This is a genomic window from Deinococcus radiopugnans ATCC 19172, from assembly GCF_006335125.1.
Taxonomy (GTDB): Bacteria; Deinococcota; Deinococci; order Deinococcales; family Deinococcaceae; genus Deinococcus; species Deinococcus radiopugnans.
Genome location: NZ_VDMO01000003.1, coordinates 162,019 through 176,615 on the forward strand (window position 1 = coordinate 162,019; position 14,597 = coordinate 176,615).

13 protein-coding genes are annotated in these 14,597 nt (G+C 68.2%); 8 read left to right on the top strand and 5 right to left on the bottom strand.

All coding sequences use genetic code 11. The features are described 5' to 3' along the window. Position 1 precedes the first annotated feature (1 nt). From FHR04_RS03795 to FHR04_RS03800, 3 genes are read right to left on the bottom strand one after another with little or no spacing between them, the layout of a single operon-like run. Positions 2-1,093: a sensor histidine kinase gene (locus FHR04_RS03795; RefSeq protein WP_249038960.1), complete on the bottom strand. Its 1,092-nt coding sequence runs from the start codon at positions 1,091-1,093 to the stop codon at positions 2-4. A 3-nt stretch (positions 1,094-1,096) separates the two neighbouring features. Further along, entirely contained in the window at positions 1,097-1,300 is a 204-nt protein-coding gene (locus FHR04_RS21305) for a hypothetical protein (protein ID WP_249038961.1), read from the bottom strand. Beyond that, a complete protein-coding gene (locus tag FHR04_RS03800; RefSeq protein WP_249038962.1) occupies positions 1,297-1,956 on the bottom strand; it encodes a molybdopterin-dependent oxidoreductase in 660 nt (219 codons plus the stop codon). Before FHR04_RS03800 ends, FHR04_RS21305 begins: the two co-directional genes overlap by 4 nt. Before the next feature lie 251 nt (positions 1,957-2,207). Between FHR04_RS03800 and FHR04_RS03805 the strand changes: the two genes are divergently transcribed. The 6 genes from FHR04_RS03805 to dinB all read left to right on the top strand — a co-directional run bounded on the left by FHR04_RS03805 (position 2,208) and on the right by dinB (position 10,623). Then, entirely contained in the window at positions 2,208-2,756 is a 549-nt protein-coding gene (locus FHR04_RS03805; protein ID WP_139400926.1) for a YtxH domain-containing protein, read from the top strand. A 135-nt stretch (positions 2,757-2,891) separates the two neighbouring features. Next, the gene (locus FHR04_RS03810; RefSeq protein ID WP_139400928.1) at positions 2,892-3,755 is read left to right on the top strand and encodes a DUF4384 domain-containing protein; all 864 of its coding nucleotides are present in this window, start codon (positions 2,892-2,894) and stop codon (positions 3,753-3,755) included. Positions 3,756-4,038: 283 nt separating this feature from the next. Then, positions 4,039-5,202 carry a pyruvate dehydrogenase (acetyl-transferring) E1 component subunit alpha gene (gene pdhA / locus FHR04_RS03815; RefSeq protein ID WP_139400931.1) on the top strand — a complete coding sequence of 388 codons (1,164 nt, stop codon included), beginning with the start codon at positions 4,039-4,041 and terminating at the stop codon, positions 5,200-5,202. Then, positions 5,199-6,206, top strand: coding sequence for an alpha-ketoacid dehydrogenase subunit beta (locus tag FHR04_RS03820; RefSeq protein WP_139400933.1), 1,008 nt, complete (start codon positions 5,199-5,201; stop codon positions 6,204-6,206). The genes pdhA and FHR04_RS03820 overlap by 4 nt, the downstream gene beginning before the upstream one ends. A gap of 212 nt (positions 6,207-6,418) precedes the next feature. Next, the gene (gene carB / locus FHR04_RS03825; RefSeq protein ID WP_139400935.1) at positions 6,419-9,493 is read left to right on the top strand and encodes a carbamoyl-phosphate synthase large subunit; all 3,075 of its coding nucleotides are present in this window, start codon (positions 6,419-6,421) and stop codon (positions 9,491-9,493) included. A gap of 59 nt (positions 9,494-9,552) precedes the next feature. Continuing rightward, positions 9,553-10,623 (top strand): DNA polymerase IV, encoded by a 1,071-nt coding sequence (gene dinB / locus FHR04_RS03830; protein WP_139400937.1) that lies wholly within the window; start codon positions 9,553-9,555, stop codon positions 10,621-10,623. Between the two features lie 10 nt (positions 10,624-10,633). Here dinB and FHR04_RS03835 read toward each other — a convergent pair whose 3' ends face one another. Both FHR04_RS03835 and pgi read right to left on the bottom strand, forming a co-directional pair. Next, positions 10,634-11,653, bottom strand: coding sequence for a phosphotransferase (locus tag FHR04_RS03835; protein WP_170213844.1), 1,020 nt, complete (start codon positions 11,651-11,653; stop codon positions 10,634-10,636). A gap of 237 nt (positions 11,654-11,890) precedes the next feature. Further along, complete coding sequence (gene pgi / locus FHR04_RS03840) at positions 11,891-13,528, bottom strand: glucose-6-phosphate isomerase (protein ID WP_139400941.1); 1,638 nt, start codon at positions 13,526-13,528, stop codon at positions 11,891-11,893. 212 nt (positions 13,529-13,740) lie between these two features. Here pgi and FHR04_RS03845 point away from each other — a divergent pair, with 212 nt between their 5' ends. Further along, positions 13,741-13,971: a hypothetical protein gene (locus tag FHR04_RS03845; RefSeq protein ID WP_039685292.1), complete on the top strand. Its 231-nt coding sequence runs from the start codon at positions 13,741-13,743 to the stop codon at positions 13,969-13,971. Between the two features lie 92 nt (positions 13,972-14,063). Continuing rightward, positions 14,064-14,597, top strand: a complete 534-nt coding sequence (locus tag FHR04_RS03850; RefSeq protein ID WP_139400942.1) for a hypothetical protein — start codon at positions 14,064-14,066, stop codon at positions 14,595-14,597.

Genomic DNA, 14,597 nt, shown 5'->3' on the forward strand with positions numbered 1-14,597 from the left:
GCTAGCCCGCGTCTGACCTGGCCTGCAAGAGCCCCGCCCCCCCGGCCGCCTGTGTTTCGGCCCTGGTCCCGGCCGGCTGGCCCAGGCGCACCGTGGCCTGCAGGCCGCCGCCGGGGGCCGCCGCCAGCGTCACGTCGCCGCCGTGGGCGCGGGCGTAGCGCCGGACCAGCGGCAGTCCCAGGCCCTGGCCGCCACGCAGGCCACGCGGCCCCTGGTCGTAGGGGAGGAACACCTGCCCGTGCAGCGTGTCGCTCAGTCCCGAGCCGTGATCGCGCACGGTGACTTCCGGCTGGCTGCCCACTTCGCGCAGGGCCACCTCGACCGGGCCGTCCGTGTATTTCAGGGCGTTCTCGACTAGGTTCTCGACAATCTGGCGCAGCCGGTCGCCGTCCACCGGCCAGACCAGCGGCTCCAGCGGCAGGCTCAGCTCCACCCGGGGGGCCGCGAAACGCTCCAGCAGCGGGCGCAGGTCCTGGGCGCGCGGGCGCAGGGTCACGTCCAGGTACAGGTCGTTCAGGCGGGTCAGGTCCGCGCGGCTGGCCAGCTGGGCCGCGCCGTCCTCAATCAGGGCCAGCAGGTGCGTGCGCTGCTCCTGGGTCTCGGCGTGCCGCAGCAGGTCGCTGGCCAGCAGCAGCGATTGCAGCGGGCGGCGCAGTTCATGGCTGGCCAGGCTCAGGGCCTCGCGCTGGCGGGCCTCGCGGCGGGCGCGGCGGTCCATCTCGCTGCGCCACAGCAGCAGCGCCCGCAGGGCCGAGGTGACACTCAGCAGCCCGGTGACCAGCGCCGTGCCCAGCAGCACCCGGCGCATCAGCAACAGCGCGGCCACGTAGCGGCCCTCCATGGCCTTGGCGTACTGGCTGGCCTGGGCGCTCAGGGCCACCGCCTCACGCGCGGCCAGGGCGGAGGCGTCGGGGGTGCCCTGCAACAGGTAGCGTTCGATCAGCGACAGGCGGGCCTCGCCGTAGCCCTCGATCTCGCGCAACTGCGTGAACTGCGAGGGATTGCGCGCGCTGGACAGCGCCCGGTCCCGGAATTCGCGCCGCTCGTCCGCGCCGAGGCCCGGCGTGAGTTCGGCCACCTGATACGCCTGCACGTCCTAGGTCAGGCCCTGATAGGCGTAGGGTGCCCAGCCGGTGCCGTTGTGGATCAGGGCCTGATACGCCGGCTGGGTGGCCAGCGCCAGCAGGCCCACCGTCAGTGCGGCCGGCAGCGCGGACAGCGCAATTTCACGCAGCGCCACGTTCAGCCCCATCTCGCGCGGCCGGCGCCGCCAGAAGGTCAGGGGACGCCGACGGGTCAAGGCACCGGTCCGAGGCGCACGGCAAACCACACCCACGCCGCGCTGTAGGCCGGGGTGTGAAACCGCGCGGGCCGGCGAGGCAGCACCACCGTCAGCGGCCCCTTTTGCAGCACGGGAATGGCCTGCCCGTCCATGCGGTAGGCCAGCATGATCGGCTCGTGCAGGTAATCGTGTGCGCGGATGGTGGCCACGAAGCCGTTGCTGGCGTACACGCGCACGTCGCGCCCCGCGAAGCCCCCCAGCGCCGCCAGGTCACGCAGCGGCACGCCCTCGTACACGCCTTCGTGCTTCAACTGGGGCTGGTCCGTGGCGTAGCGCACGGTGGGCAGCGCCTGCAATTGCCGCAGCGTGAAGGTCTGCGGTCCTGCCGTGCCGTCCAGGCGGAATAGGATCCGCTCGTCGGGGCGGGCCAGCGGGCGGGGCCGCGCGCCGTGCAGGTACGTGAAGGGCGAGGGCGGCAGGGCCGGTACGGGGTGTTCGGCGGCCCGGTTGCGGGTGCCCTCCCGTCCCGCGGCCGCCCCCACGAGCGTCTTCGCCGGAGACAGGCCCTGGGGATCACGCGCGCTGGACCACGGCAACAGCGTCAGCAGGCCCAGAGACAGGAGCAGGCTCAGCCGGACGCGAACGCGCCGGAAAGCTGGATTGGGGGGGACCACGCCGACATTTTAACGGCTCCGCCCGCCGAGGCTCAAGCTGTCCCGGCGTCCGGGCTGGACAGTGGGCACGGGGCTGGCTCGCGCCTCACGTCCCCGCCCACTTTTGGAGGCCCTTCATGGAGCTTTGCTCAAGTGGACGTCAGTGGACCGACAAGCCGCTCCTCAACATCCGGGCCGCCGCATTCACGACACTACAGGGCGAATCCGTGAAGACGGACCACTCCACTCCCGGTTTTGACAGGAGGACCATCATGGGAACCATTCAGAATATGATCGAAGACGTGAAGGACAGCGTGCAGGACTCCGCCCACCGCCTGGAGGGCAAGGCGGCGATTGAAGCCAGCAAGGCGTTTGTCAGGGGCCAGAAGAAGATGACGGCGCTGCTGGCCGAGCAACAGAGCGAACTCAAGGAGATTCGCCAGGACCTCCAGAAGCTCCGCAAGGAGCGCAATTCCGGCGGCTTCCCCTGGGGGCTGGTGCTGCTGGTGGGCGGAGCCTACGCTCTTTACCGCAGCAATTCGGGCATCCGTGATCAGATCGACGGTCTGCTGGGCCGGGTAGACCCCGGCATCAAGGGCAACCTGAGCCGCGCGGCAGACGCCGTGAAAGACGCAGCCTCGGACGTGATGGACGGCAAAAGCCCGGTGGACGCCGCCAAACGCGCGGGCGGCGAGTTGCAGCGTGCCGGTGAGAAGGCGCTGGACGGCGCGAAAGACACCGCCGCCGACGTGAAGCAGGACGCGCAGGCGAAAGCCAAAGACCTGAAGGACGACGCCCAGAACGCCGCCAAGGGCAACTAAGCACACCTTCCGACTCGGGGCCAGCCAGGACACGCGTCTTGGCTGGCCCTGTTCTTTTGATCCCGCCCGCGATGGTGTGCGCCGCATGACCGCGCAGGTCAGCCTCGGATCATCCCTCCGTTCCACACTCGGGGCATGAACCCTTTCCCCTCGCTCCCCAAGCTCGCCCTCGGCCTCAGCGTTGCGCTGGTGGTTGGCCTGGGCGGTCCCGCCCACGCCGCGCCCAAGATCAGCGCCCAGAGCATCATCGTGAATCCGGTGCCCACCACCGTGGACGTCAAGGTCTGGACGGACCGTGACAGCAGCGGCACGCGCACGCCGTCCTACGCGCCCGGCGAGCGGATTCGACTGTACGCCAGCGTGTCCCAGGACGCCTACGTGTACCTGTTCAACGTGGACCCGGGCGGTCAGGTGGACCTGATCCTGCCCAACAAGTACCAGGGCGGCGCCAATTTCCTGAAAGCCAACAGCGTCAAGGTGTTTCCGGCGGCGGGCGATCCCTTTACCTTCGACATCGCCGCGCCCTACGGCCTGAACAAGGTGCTGGCGCTGGCGAGCAAGACGCCGCTGAACCTGGACCAGATCGCCACCTTCAAGAGCGGCCAGAACAGCTTCGCGGACGTGAATGTCAAGGGTCAGCAGGGGCTGGCGCAGGCGCTGAGCATCGTGGTGACGCCCGTCCCGCAGAACACCTGGGACAGCGCCACGGCGTTCTATCAGGTGGTGGCCCGCCGCGCGGCAGTGCCCGCCCTGCCCGCGCAGCCGGTCAATCCCTGGGGCAACGCCCGCAAGTGGCAGGTCGTGGTGAGCGTTCCCTCTGATCTGCGCGCCCTGCACGACAGCTACGCCGCCCGCCTGAAGGCCGAGGGCTACGTGCAGACCAAGCTGAAGATCAAGAACAATGAGATCGAGAGCGAGTACCGCCGGGGCAACGATGAGGCCGAGTTGCAGGTCAAGCGCAAGGGCAACGGCGTGGAGATCAAGCTGGAACGCGACTGAGCGGACCGGAGCAATTGAGATAAGGAGAGGAGGCCCTGCGGGGTCTCCTTTTTTGTCTTGCGGGGCCTTGAAACATGGCACCGCTGGGACCATCTGCTAGGCTGGGCGCACACCGATTGTTCCCCCTGGAGTCTGCTGCCCATGCCCCTGTCTGCCCAGCCCACTGCCCACCCGCTCAGCCGCCTGCTCAACCAGCGCCGCGCGCCCTGACGGCTGCCGTGTGCGCCGCCCTGAGTGTCGGGGCGGCCTGTCCCCTTCGTTCGCGCGCCCCACCGGAGGTTGCATGACCCGTTCCACAGCCCAACCCAAACAGACCAGAGCCAAACCGTCCAAAGCCAAGCCCCAGACCGAGGCCACCCCCACCGACGCTGCTTTTGACGCTGCCGCCGCCGCCTATGAGCAGGCCGGAGACATGTTCCAGCTGATCACGCCGGACGGCACCGTGACCGGCGCGGGCGAACTCCCGGACCCCGAGACCCGCCTGCGCCTGTACCACCAGATGCGCCGGGCGCGGCACTTCGACGAGCGCGGCTGGGTGCTGTACCGCCAGGGGCGCCTGGGCGTGTTCCCGCCCTTTGGAGGGATGGAGGCCAGTCAGGTGGGCACCGCCGCCGCCCTGAGTGCCGACGACTGGCTGTTTCCCACCTACCGCGATACCGGGGCCGCCCTGACGCTGGGCCTGCCGATTGCGCGGACGCTGGCGTACTGGCGCACCTCGCCGCACGGCTGGGCCATGCCGGAAAACCTCAAGGTGCTGCCCTTCTACATCCCGATTGCCACCCAGTACCCGCACGCGGTGGGCGCGGCGCTGGCCGAGAAGCGCAAGGGCACGAAGAACGTGGCGATGGCCTACATCGGCGACGGCGGCAGCAGCGAGGGCGACTTCCACGAGGCGCTGAACTTCGCCGGGGCGCTGGAGGCGCCGTGCGTGTTCATCCTCCAGAACAACGGCTGGGCCATCAGCGTGCCGACGCGCACGCAGACCAAGGCCACCAACCTGTCCAGGCGCGCCGAGGGCTACGGCATTCCCGGCGTGCGGGTGGACGGCAACGACGTGCTGGCGACGTACCACGTCACCCGCGAGGCGGTGGAACGGGCGCGTAGAGGAGAGGGGCCAACCCTGATCGAAACGGTGACCTACCGCGTCAAGCCGCATACGGTGGCCGACGATCCCAGCCGCTACCGCACCGACGCCGACAACGAGGGCTGGGACGCCAAGGACCCGGTGCTGAGGCTGCGAACCCACCTGCTGAGCGAGGGGATCATGACCGAGGAGTCGGAGGCCGCGCTGCTGAAAGAGGTGGCCGACGAGTTCGAGGCCGCCCTGCAGGAGGCCGACGCCTACCCGGACCCCGAACCCGCCGAGATTCTGGACCATGTGTTCGCCGAACCGACGCCGCAACTGCGGCGGCAGCGCGAGCAGATTCTGAGTGAGGAAAAGGCATGACCGCCACTGCATCTAAAACCGAAACCAAAACCATGACGATGGTGGCCGCCATCAACGACGCGCTGGACCTTGCCCTGGCCGCCGACGACGCCGTGCATATCTTCGGCGAGGACGTGGGTGTGATGGGCGGCGTGTTCCGTGCCACCGACGGCCTTCAGGCCAAGTACGGCGTGGACCGCGTGTTCGATACGCCGCTGGCCGAGGCTGCGATTGTGGGCATGGGCATCGGCATGGGGCTGGCGGGGCTGAAGCCGGTGGCCGAAATCCAGTTCGCGGGCTTTCTGTACCCGGCCCTCGATCAGGTTCTATCCCACCTGGGTCGCTACCGCCACCGCACCCGCAGCCGCTACCACCTGCCGATGGTGGTCCGCGCGCCCTACGGCGGAGGCGTGCATACCCCTGAGCAGCACGCCGACAGCCCCGAGGCCATCCTGGCGCACACCCCCGGTATCAAGGTGGTGATTCCCAGCACCCCCGCCGACGCCAAGGGCCTGCTGCTCTCGGCCATCAACGATCCTGATCCGGTGTTCTTCTTCGAGGCCATCAAGCTGTACCGCAGTGTCAAGGAAGACGTGCCGGTGGGCGATTACCGCATTCCGCTGGGCCAGGCCAGGGTGGTCACCGAGGGCGACGACGTGACCGTGATCTGCTACGGCGGCATGGTGGAGGTGGCGCAGAAAGCCGCCGCCGCCGCGCAGAGTGCCGGCATCGGTGTGGAGGTCATCGATCTGCGGACCCTGGTGCCGCTGGACACCGACACGATTCTGGCGAGCGTGCAGAAGACGGGCCGCGCCGTGGTGGTCACCGAAGCGCCGCGCACCGGCGGCTTTCACAGCGAGATCAGCGCCGTGATTGCGGAAGAGGCCATCGAATTCCTGCGCGCCCCAATTGTCCGCGTGACGGGCTTCGACGCGCCGTACCCGCCGTTCACCGCCGTCGAGGACGTGTACCGGCCCAACGCGGTGCGGGTGGCGAAGGCGATCAAATCGGTGATGGGGTACTGAGGCTTGGATGGCACTGAGCGGGGGAGACCAGTTCGGTCCTCCCGCTTTTCCGTGCCGGGTGGGGCGTCCCGCCGAGCGATTCCTGATGTCGCTGGGCGCGGGGCGGCCCTTGTCAGGGGGCAGATTCCTTCGATGCTGGCGGTCCCCCACCCGGCCTGCATAACCCTGTTCCCCATTCCTCACCCGCAGGCGTGACATACTCCATCCCTGGAATGCCCAAGCGTACTGATATTGAAACGATCCTGATTCTCGGCAGCGGCCCCATCCAGATTGGGCAGGCGGCCGAGTTCGACTATTCGGGCACGCAGGCGCTCAAAGCCCTGAAAAACGAGGGCTACCGCGTGGTGCTGGTCAACAGCAACCCGGCCACGATCATGACCGATCCCGATCTGGCCGACGCGACGTACCTGGAGCCGCTGACCCCTGAATTCGTGGAAAAGGTGATCGCCAAGGAAAGGCCCGACGCCCTGCTGCCCACCCTGGGCGGCCAGACCGCGCTGAACCTGGCAATGGAGCTGCACGAGCGCGGCACCCTGGCCCAGTACGGCGTGGAGCTGATCGGCGCAGGGGTGGAGGCCATCAACAAGGGCGAGGACCGCGAACTGTTCCAGGCCGCCATGAAGAAGATCGGCGTGGAAACGGCGCGCGGCAAGATGGTTCACAGCATGGAAGAGGCCACCGAGTACCAGAAGGAACTGGGGTTGCCGGTGGTCATCCGGCCCTCGTTCACCCTGGGCGGCACCGGGGGCGGCATCGCGCACACCTACGAGGAATTCCTGAGCATCACGGCGGGCGGCCTGCGCGACAGCCCGGTGACATCGGTGCTGCTGGAAGAGAGCATTCTGGGCTGGAAGGAATACGAGCTGGAGGTGATGCGCGACACCGCCGACACGGTGATCATTATCACCAGCATCGAGAACTTTGACCCGATGGGCGTGCATACGGGAGACAGCATCACCGTGGCCCCGGCGCAGACCCTCAGCGACGTGGAATACCAGCGCCTGCGCGACATGTCCCTCGCCATCATCCGCGAGATCGGCGTGGCGACGGGCGGCAGCAACATCCAGTTCTCGGTCAATCCGGTGGACGGGCGCGTGATCGTGATCGAGATGAACCCGCGCGTGAGCCGCTCCTCGGCGCTGGCGAGCAAGGCCACCGGCTTCCCGATTGCCAAGATCGCCGCGCTGCTGGCGGTGGGCTACACCCTGGACGAACTGCCCAACGACATCACCCGCGTCACCCCTGCCGCCTTTGAACCCAGCATCGACTACGTGGTCACCAAGATTCCGCGCTTTGCCTTCGAGAAATTCCCCGGCACCTCCGATCATCTGGGCACGCAGATGCGCTCGGTGGGCGAGGTCATGGCGATTGGCCGCACCTTCAAGGAGTCGCTGCAAAAAGCCCTGCGAAGCGTGGAGGGCGACGTGCGGGGCGCGTTTGCCGCCATGTCGCCCGACGAGTTGCGCGCCCTGCTGTACCCCAACCCGCGCCGCCTGGAAGCGGTGATCGAGCTGCTGCGGCGCGGCGAGACGGTGGAACAGTTGTTCGACGCCACCAAGATTGACCCGTGGTTCCTGGGCCAGTTGCGCGAGATCGTGGCTGCCGAGAGCGAGATTCTGGAGCTGGGACCGATTCGGGAGTGGAAGTACGAGTACTGGCGCGAGGTCAAGCGGCTGGGCTTCAGTGACGCCCGCATCGGCGAGATCGTGGGCCTGAGCGAATTGGACGTCCGCGCCCTGCGGAAAGAGGCGAAGGCCACCCCGGTCTACAAGACGGTGGACACCTGCGCCGCCGAGTTCGAGGCGCACACGCCGTACCACTACAGCACCTACGAGTGGGAGGACGAGGTCACGCCCACCGACAAGCCCAAGGTGGTCATCCTGGGCAGCGGCCCCAACCGCATCGGGCAGGGGGTGGAGTTCGACTACGCCACTGTCCACGCGGTCTGGGCCTTGCAGGAGGCCGGGTACGAGACGATCATGATCAACTCCAACCCGGAGACGGTCAGCACCGACTACGACACGGCAGACCGGCTGTACTTCGAGCCGCTGACCTTTGAAGACGTGATGAACATCGTCGATCACGAGCAGCCCGTGGGCGTGATCGTACAACTGGGCGGGCAGACGCCGCTCAAGCTGGCGCGGCGGCTGGAGGCGGCGGGCGCACCCATCATCGGCACCAGTCCCGACGCCATCGACGAGGCCGAAGACCGCGCCTCCTTCAACGCGCTGTGCGAACGTCTGGGCCTGCCGCAGCCGCGCGGGCTGGTGGCCGCGACGCCGAACGAGGCTCAGGCCCTGGCCGAGCAACTGGGCTTCCCCCTGATGGCCCGCCCCTCCTACGTGCTGGGGGGCCGCGCCATGCGGACGGTTCGCAGCATGACCGAGCTGACCACCTATCTGGACGAGGTGTACGCCGCCGTGGAAGGGCAGCCCAGCATCCTGCTGGATCAGTTTCTGGAAGGGGCGCTGGAGCTGGACGTGGACACGCTGTGCGACGGCACCCGCGCCGTGGTGGCCGGGATCATGGAGCATGTGGAGGCCGCCGGCATTCACAGCGGTGACAGCGCCTGCGTGCTGCCCCCGGTCAGCCTGAGCGCCGAACTGCTGGCCCGCGTCAAGGCCGACACCGAGCGGCTGGCGCTGGAACTGGGCGTCAAGGGGTTGATGAACGTGCAGTGGGCGGTCAAGGACGACGTGGCGTACATCCTGGAGGCCAACCCACGCGCCAGCCGCACCGTCCCGTTTGTGAGCAAGGCCGTGAACCACCCGCTTGCCAAGAGTGCCGCCCGCATCGCCGTGGGCCACACGCTGGACGACATCGGCCTGAGCGAGACGCCCACGCCCGCCATGTATTCCGTGAAGGAAGTTCACCTGCCCTTCCTGAAATTCGCGGGCGTGCTGCCGGTGCTGGGGCCGGAGATGAAAAGCACCGGCGAGAGCATGGGCATCGACAGTGACCCGTATCTGGCGTTCTACCGGGCGCAGCTCGGAGCCAAGAACTACCTGCCTCTGAGCGGCACCGCCCTGCTGCTGGGCGAGGGGCTGGACGACGTGGCCGCCACGCTGGAAGGCGCAGGTTTGAGCGTCATTCGCGAACAGGACGGCGATAAACTGCCTGATCTGCTGATCGACGTGACCGAAAGTCGCCTGCTGAGAACGGCGCTGGAACGGGGCGTGCCCATCGTGAGTACGCGGGAAGCCGCCGAATGGACGGCGAAGGCCATCGCCGGGGCAAAGGGTTCTGAATTGCCGGTGACGAGTTTGCAGGAGTGGGTCAAGGGCTGACCGAATTTTCGGTCCTCGCTAACCCACACTCCATTTCGACCTCGCCCTAAACTGCCCGCATGTCCCCCCCGCGCAAGATCATTCATGTGGACATGGACGCCTTCTACGCGTCGGTGGAGCGGCGCGACGACGCGCGGCTGCGCGGGCGGCCGCTGGCGGTGGCGTGGGGCGGGCGGCGCAGCGTGGTCCTGACCGCCAGCTACGAGGCGCGGCCCTACGGCGTCCGCAGCGCCATGCCCCTGTACCGGGCGCTGGAACGCTGCCCGGACCTGCTGGTGGTGCCGCCCCGCTTCGAGGCGTACCGCGAGGTCAGCACCCAGATTCGCGCGGTGTTCGCCCGCTACGCGGCGCTGGTGGAGCCGCTCTCGCTGGACGAGGCGTATCTGGACGTGACCGCAGCGATGCGCGGCGGCCCCAGCGCCACCCGCATCGCGGCGGCTATTCGCGCCGATATCCGGGCCGAGACGGGATTGACGGCCACCGCCGGGGTCAGCGTCAATAAGTTCCTCGCCAAGCTCGCCAGCGGCATGAACAAGCCCGACGGCCTGACCGTGCTGCTGCCCCACGACGTGGACGGTCTGCTGGCCGGGCTGCCGGTGGGGGACTTTCACGGCATCGGCCCGGCCACCGCCGCCAAACTGGCCGCGCGGGGCATCCACACCGGGGCGGACCTGCGCGCCGCCTCGCCCGAACAGCTCTCGGCGCAGTTCGGCAAGAAGGGCCAGCATTTCTGGCGCATCGCCCACGGCCTCGATGACCGCCCGGTGGACCCGGACCGCCCGCACAAGAGCATCGGCGCGGAGGAAACCTACGGCGACGATCTGCGGAGCGTGGACGCGGTGCGGACGCGCCTGCCGGTGCTGGCAGAGGCGGTGGAGCGGCGGCTGGCGCGGGCCGGGCTGGCCGGGCGCACCGTGGTGTTAAAGCTCAAGTTCAGTGACCGCGCCATCGTCACCCGCCGCGTCACGCTGAGTGCCCCGGTCCACCTCGCCCCCGAACTGGCCCGCGCCGCGGCGCACCCGCTGACGCTGGAACTGCTGTCCGGGCGGGGGGTGCGGCTAGCCGGCATCACGGCGGCGGGCCTGTGCGGCGTGGGAGAGCAGATGGGCCAGCCAGGATTGTTCGATTGAGCTGCTTCCGTCAGAGGCGGGCCATCAATGCCTGATACTCCTCCTCGGCGCGCGACGCGGCTGGCAGAACGAAATCACGGATGATCCGCAGGGTCTCGGCGTCATCCTCTGGCCGGGTGTTGCCGCGCCGCATCGCGGCCATGTCGACGGCCAGGTCCTCCAGCACACGGCGGTAGAAATAGAAGGCCAGCACCTCCGCGTCCAGCCGGATTCTGCAGCCCAGCGCCGCCTCGTATGCGGGCAGGACCTCGGGCAGCCGGGAGTGAAGCATCCACAGGTCATGTTCGGGAGGAGCCAGCCGCGCGCTTTCCCAGTCCACCAGCCACAACTCGCCTGCTGCGTCCCGCATCACGTTGCCGCCGTGCGCGTCGGTGTGGCAGACCACGAGGTCCTGCGGGCGAGAGCGAATGACCTCCTGACTCTTCAGTGCAAGAGCCAGAAGGTGCTGGAGCTGCGCGTCATAAGGGGTCAGCAACGCTCGCAGCTCGTGTAAGGCGGGCCGTGCATCCGGGGTGAGCCCCTGCAGGGCCGTCAGGTCGTCCCTCAACTCCGCTGTGAAGGGCAATCCGAAGTCCTCCGGCGGCATGGGCAGCGTGCCCAGACGGCCCATCAGCTGCGGCGATCCCCCGTGCAGTCGGCCCAGCAGTGGCGCAAGTTCAGGCAGCGCCGCCCTCCACGCAGACGAGAGATTCACGGCGTCGATCCAGCCGTACACGGCCACGCCAGCGTCCCCCACGGTGGTCAGCTGTGCTCCGTCCAGCGCCCGCAGCGGCTGGGGAACCTGGGGCAGAATCTGTTCTTCACGCAGCGCCCGCAGCAGCGGCATCTCGGCGCGGAGTCGGGTGCTGGCGGCCCGGCCATACGGCGTGTGGGGCAGCAGTTTGACAAAGAAGCGCCCATCCTGCCCCTCGGCGCGGTAAGCGGGGGCCGTGCCGTCTGGCACAAAGGTGGCGATTTCCAGACTCAACCCATAGTTGAGCCGCAGCGCCTCCAAAAGACGGCAGGGATCAAGGTCAGGTTCGGCGCTCACGCCACCTCTCTTGCCACCACGCCGACACCACGTCGCTTTCAGTCGGGCACAGCGGCATGGACATGCGGGGCGGCGTCAGGGCGTCCCAAGGTACTCGTGCCGAGGAGCGTCTATGGCCTTGAACCGCACAGGACGGGCTTCTGTAGCTTCCTCTGATTTTCATGGCGTCCTCGGTCAGCAGGTGCAGGGAAGGATCAGACGTGGGGCCGTCTGAAGTGCGGTGCCCTCTCTGAAGGTTTACCGACGTTCCCGGTAGCGCCGGATCAAGGCGTTCGTGGAAGAGTCATGTTCCAACTCTGGCTCCGCGCCCGCTTTCAGCTCTGGCACGATCTTCCCGGCCAGCACCTTGCCCAGCTCCACGCCCCACTGGTCAAAGGAATTGATGTTCCACACGGCCCCCTGCACGAAGACCTTGTGCTCGTACAGCGCGATCAGGGCGCCCAGCGTGCGCGGCGTCAGTCGGTCGGCCAGGATGGTGTTGGTGGGCCGGTTGCCGTCGAACACGCGGTGCGGGGCCAGGGCCGGGTCCACGCCCTCGGCCAGCACGGCGTCCAGCGACTTGCCGAAAGCCAGCGCCTCGGTCTGTGCGAACACGTTGGCCATCAGCAGGTCGTGGTGGGGCGGGCCGTCCGGCGTGGGCAGTGGGTTGAGGGTCTGGCAGAAGCCGATAAAGTCGCAGGGAATCAGCTTGGTCCCCTGGTGGATCAGCTGGTAGAAGGCGTGCTGGCCGTTGGTTCCGGGCTGGCCCCAGATTATCGGTCCGGTCTGGTAGTCCACCGCCTGTCCGTCCAGCGTGATGTGCTTGCCGTTGCTTTCCATGTCCAGCTGTTGCAGGTAGGCGGGGAAGTATTGCAGGTACTGGTCATACGGCAGCACGGCATGGCTCTGCGCGTCGAAGAAGTTGTTGTACCAGACCCCCAACATCCCCAGCAGCACCGGGAGGTTGCCCTCCAGCGGCGCCGTGCGGAAGTGCTCGTCCATGTCGTGGAAGCCAGCCAGCAGTTCGCGGAAGCCGTCCGGGCCGATGGCGAGCATCACGCTCAGGCCGATGGCGCTGTCCATGCTGTAGCGCCCGCCCACCCAGTCCCAGAAGCCGAACATGTTGGCGGTGTCGATGCCGAACCGCTGCACCGCCTCGGCGTTGGTGGACACGGCGACGAAATGGCGGGCCACGGCGGCCTCGTCCCCCAATGCCGACAGCAACCACGCGCGGGCCGAGGCCGCGTTCGCCATCGTCTCCTGTGTGGTGAAGGTCTTGGAACTCACGATGAACAGCGTCTGGGCCGGGTCCAGATCGCGGGTTTTTTCCACCAGATCGGTGCCGTCCACGTTGGACACGAAGCGCACGGTCAGGTCCCGCTGGGCGTAGTGCTTCAGCGCCTCGTAGGCCATCACCGGCCCCAGGTCGCTGCCGCCGATGCCGATGTTGACGATGTTTTTAATCGGTTTGCCCGTAAACCCGGCCCACTGCCCGCCGCGCACAGCCTCGGCAAACGTCGCCATGCGGTCCAGCACCTCATGCACGTCCGGCACGACGTTCTGGCCATCCACCGTCACCGTCGCGCCGCGGGGCTGGCGCAGGGCGGTGTGCAGGACAGCGCGGTTCTCGGTGACGTTGATGTGCTCCCCAGCGAACATGGCGTCGCGTTTGGTCTCCACGCCCGTCTCGCGCGCCAGATTCAGCAGCAGCGTCAGCGTCTCGTCCGTCACACGGTTCTTGCTGTAGTCCAGGTAAAGGCCCGCGCCCTCGGCGTTCAGGCGCTCGCCGCGCCGGGCGTCGCTGGCGAACAGGTCCACCAGCAGGGTGTCGCGCATCATCCGGTGATGCTCGGTCAGGGCCGTCCAGGCGGGCAGTTCGGTCAGTGGGGTGGCCATGGGGAAACCTCCGGGGGTCAGGGTGGGGGGGTGGAAATGGGCGGTCTGGAACAGTCCACCGGAGCATAGCGCCCGTGCCCAGGGGGGCGCGTTGACCGTTCAGACACCTGCGCCCGGCCCTGATCCGCCTGCTTCTTAACCTGAAGGGTGGCCAGCACCCCCACCCGAGCGCGTCAGAGCGCTGTGCGAGTCGATTGTCTAGGCTGTGCGTCATGATCAGTTCTTTCGATTCAGACCGGCGCTGGAACCTCCAGAAGAGGACCCTGCTGGGCAGCCCCGAACTCCAGGATTTCCGGCCTGCGTTGCCGCTGGCCCAGCCGGAGCCGGTGGCGCTGCAGGTCTGCCCGGAGAGCCTGACCCGCGCCCTGATGGCCGAGGAACACCGCCAGACCCTGAAACTGGTGGGGCGTCTGCGCTGGGCCAGTCAGGCAGCCAAGAACTGAACCCTGCCGTCTGAAGGCCGCCCGTTCCAGGCGCCTCCCGGGCAACTTTTCCCCCTCGCGCCGCGTACACGGCGGCAGAGGGGGCAACTGTTGTGGGCATCTACTTGATCTGTTTAATCGTGGGCGGCGTGCTGTTCGGACTGTCACTGCTGGGCGGGGCCGATCATGACGTGGGCGGGCCTGACCTGTCGGCAGAACACCCCGGCGCGGACCACGCGGGTGCGGGCGACGTCGCCTCGTGGTTCACGCTGCGGGCGCTGGTCAGCTTCGTCACGTTTTTCGGGCTGGCCGGGGTGCTGGGCGGCGTGGCCGACGTGGCGGGCCGCGTGCAGTTCGGGATGGCGTTGGTCTGCGGGCTGGCGGTGGGCGGCTTCACGGCCTACCTGTTCCGGCTGGCGCGCACGCGCGGCGAGGTCAGCGGCGGCGCGGGCCGGCTGGCAGGGCGCACCGGCGAGGTGCTGGTCTCGCCCGCGCCGGGGCGTCCGGGGCGGGTGGCGGTGACCATTTCCGGGCAGGTCACGCAGCTGGCCGCCCACAGCGACGACGTTCTGCGTCCCGGCGACGCGGTGATCGTGATCGGTCAGGAGGCCGGGGTGCTGGACGTGAAGCGCTGGGACGGCGCATAG

Bases quoted from the DNA above. Each gene is read 5' to 3' on its own strand.
- FHR04_RS03845 (WP_039685292.1), top strand. From the start codon at position 13,741: ATGATCAGTTCTTTCGATTCAGACCGGCGCTGGAACCTCCAGAAGAGG.
- pdhA (WP_139400931.1), top strand. From the start codon at position 4,039: ATGACCCGTTCCACAGCCCAACCCAAACAGACCAGAGCCAAACCGTCC.
- FHR04_RS03805 (WP_139400926.1), top strand. From the start codon at position 2,208: ATGGGAACCATTCAGAATATGATCGAAGACGTGAAGGACAGCGTGCAG.
- pgi (WP_139400941.1), bottom strand. From the start codon at position 13,528: ATGGCCACCCCACTGACCGAACTGCCCGCCTGGACGGCCCTGACCGAG.
- FHR04_RS03820 (WP_139400933.1), top strand. From the start codon at position 5,199: ATGACCGCCACTGCATCTAAAACCGAAACCAAAACCATGACGATGGTG.
- FHR04_RS03810 (WP_139400928.1), top strand. From the start codon at position 2,892: ATGAACCCTTTCCCCTCGCTCCCCAAGCTCGCCCTCGGCCTCAGCGTT.
- carB (WP_139400935.1), top strand. From the start codon at position 6,419: ATGCCCAAGCGTACTGATATTGAAACGATCCTGATTCTCGGCAGCGGC.
- dinB (WP_139400937.1), top strand. From the start codon at position 9,553: ATGTCCCCCCCGCGCAAGATCATTCATGTGGACATGGACGCCTTCTAC.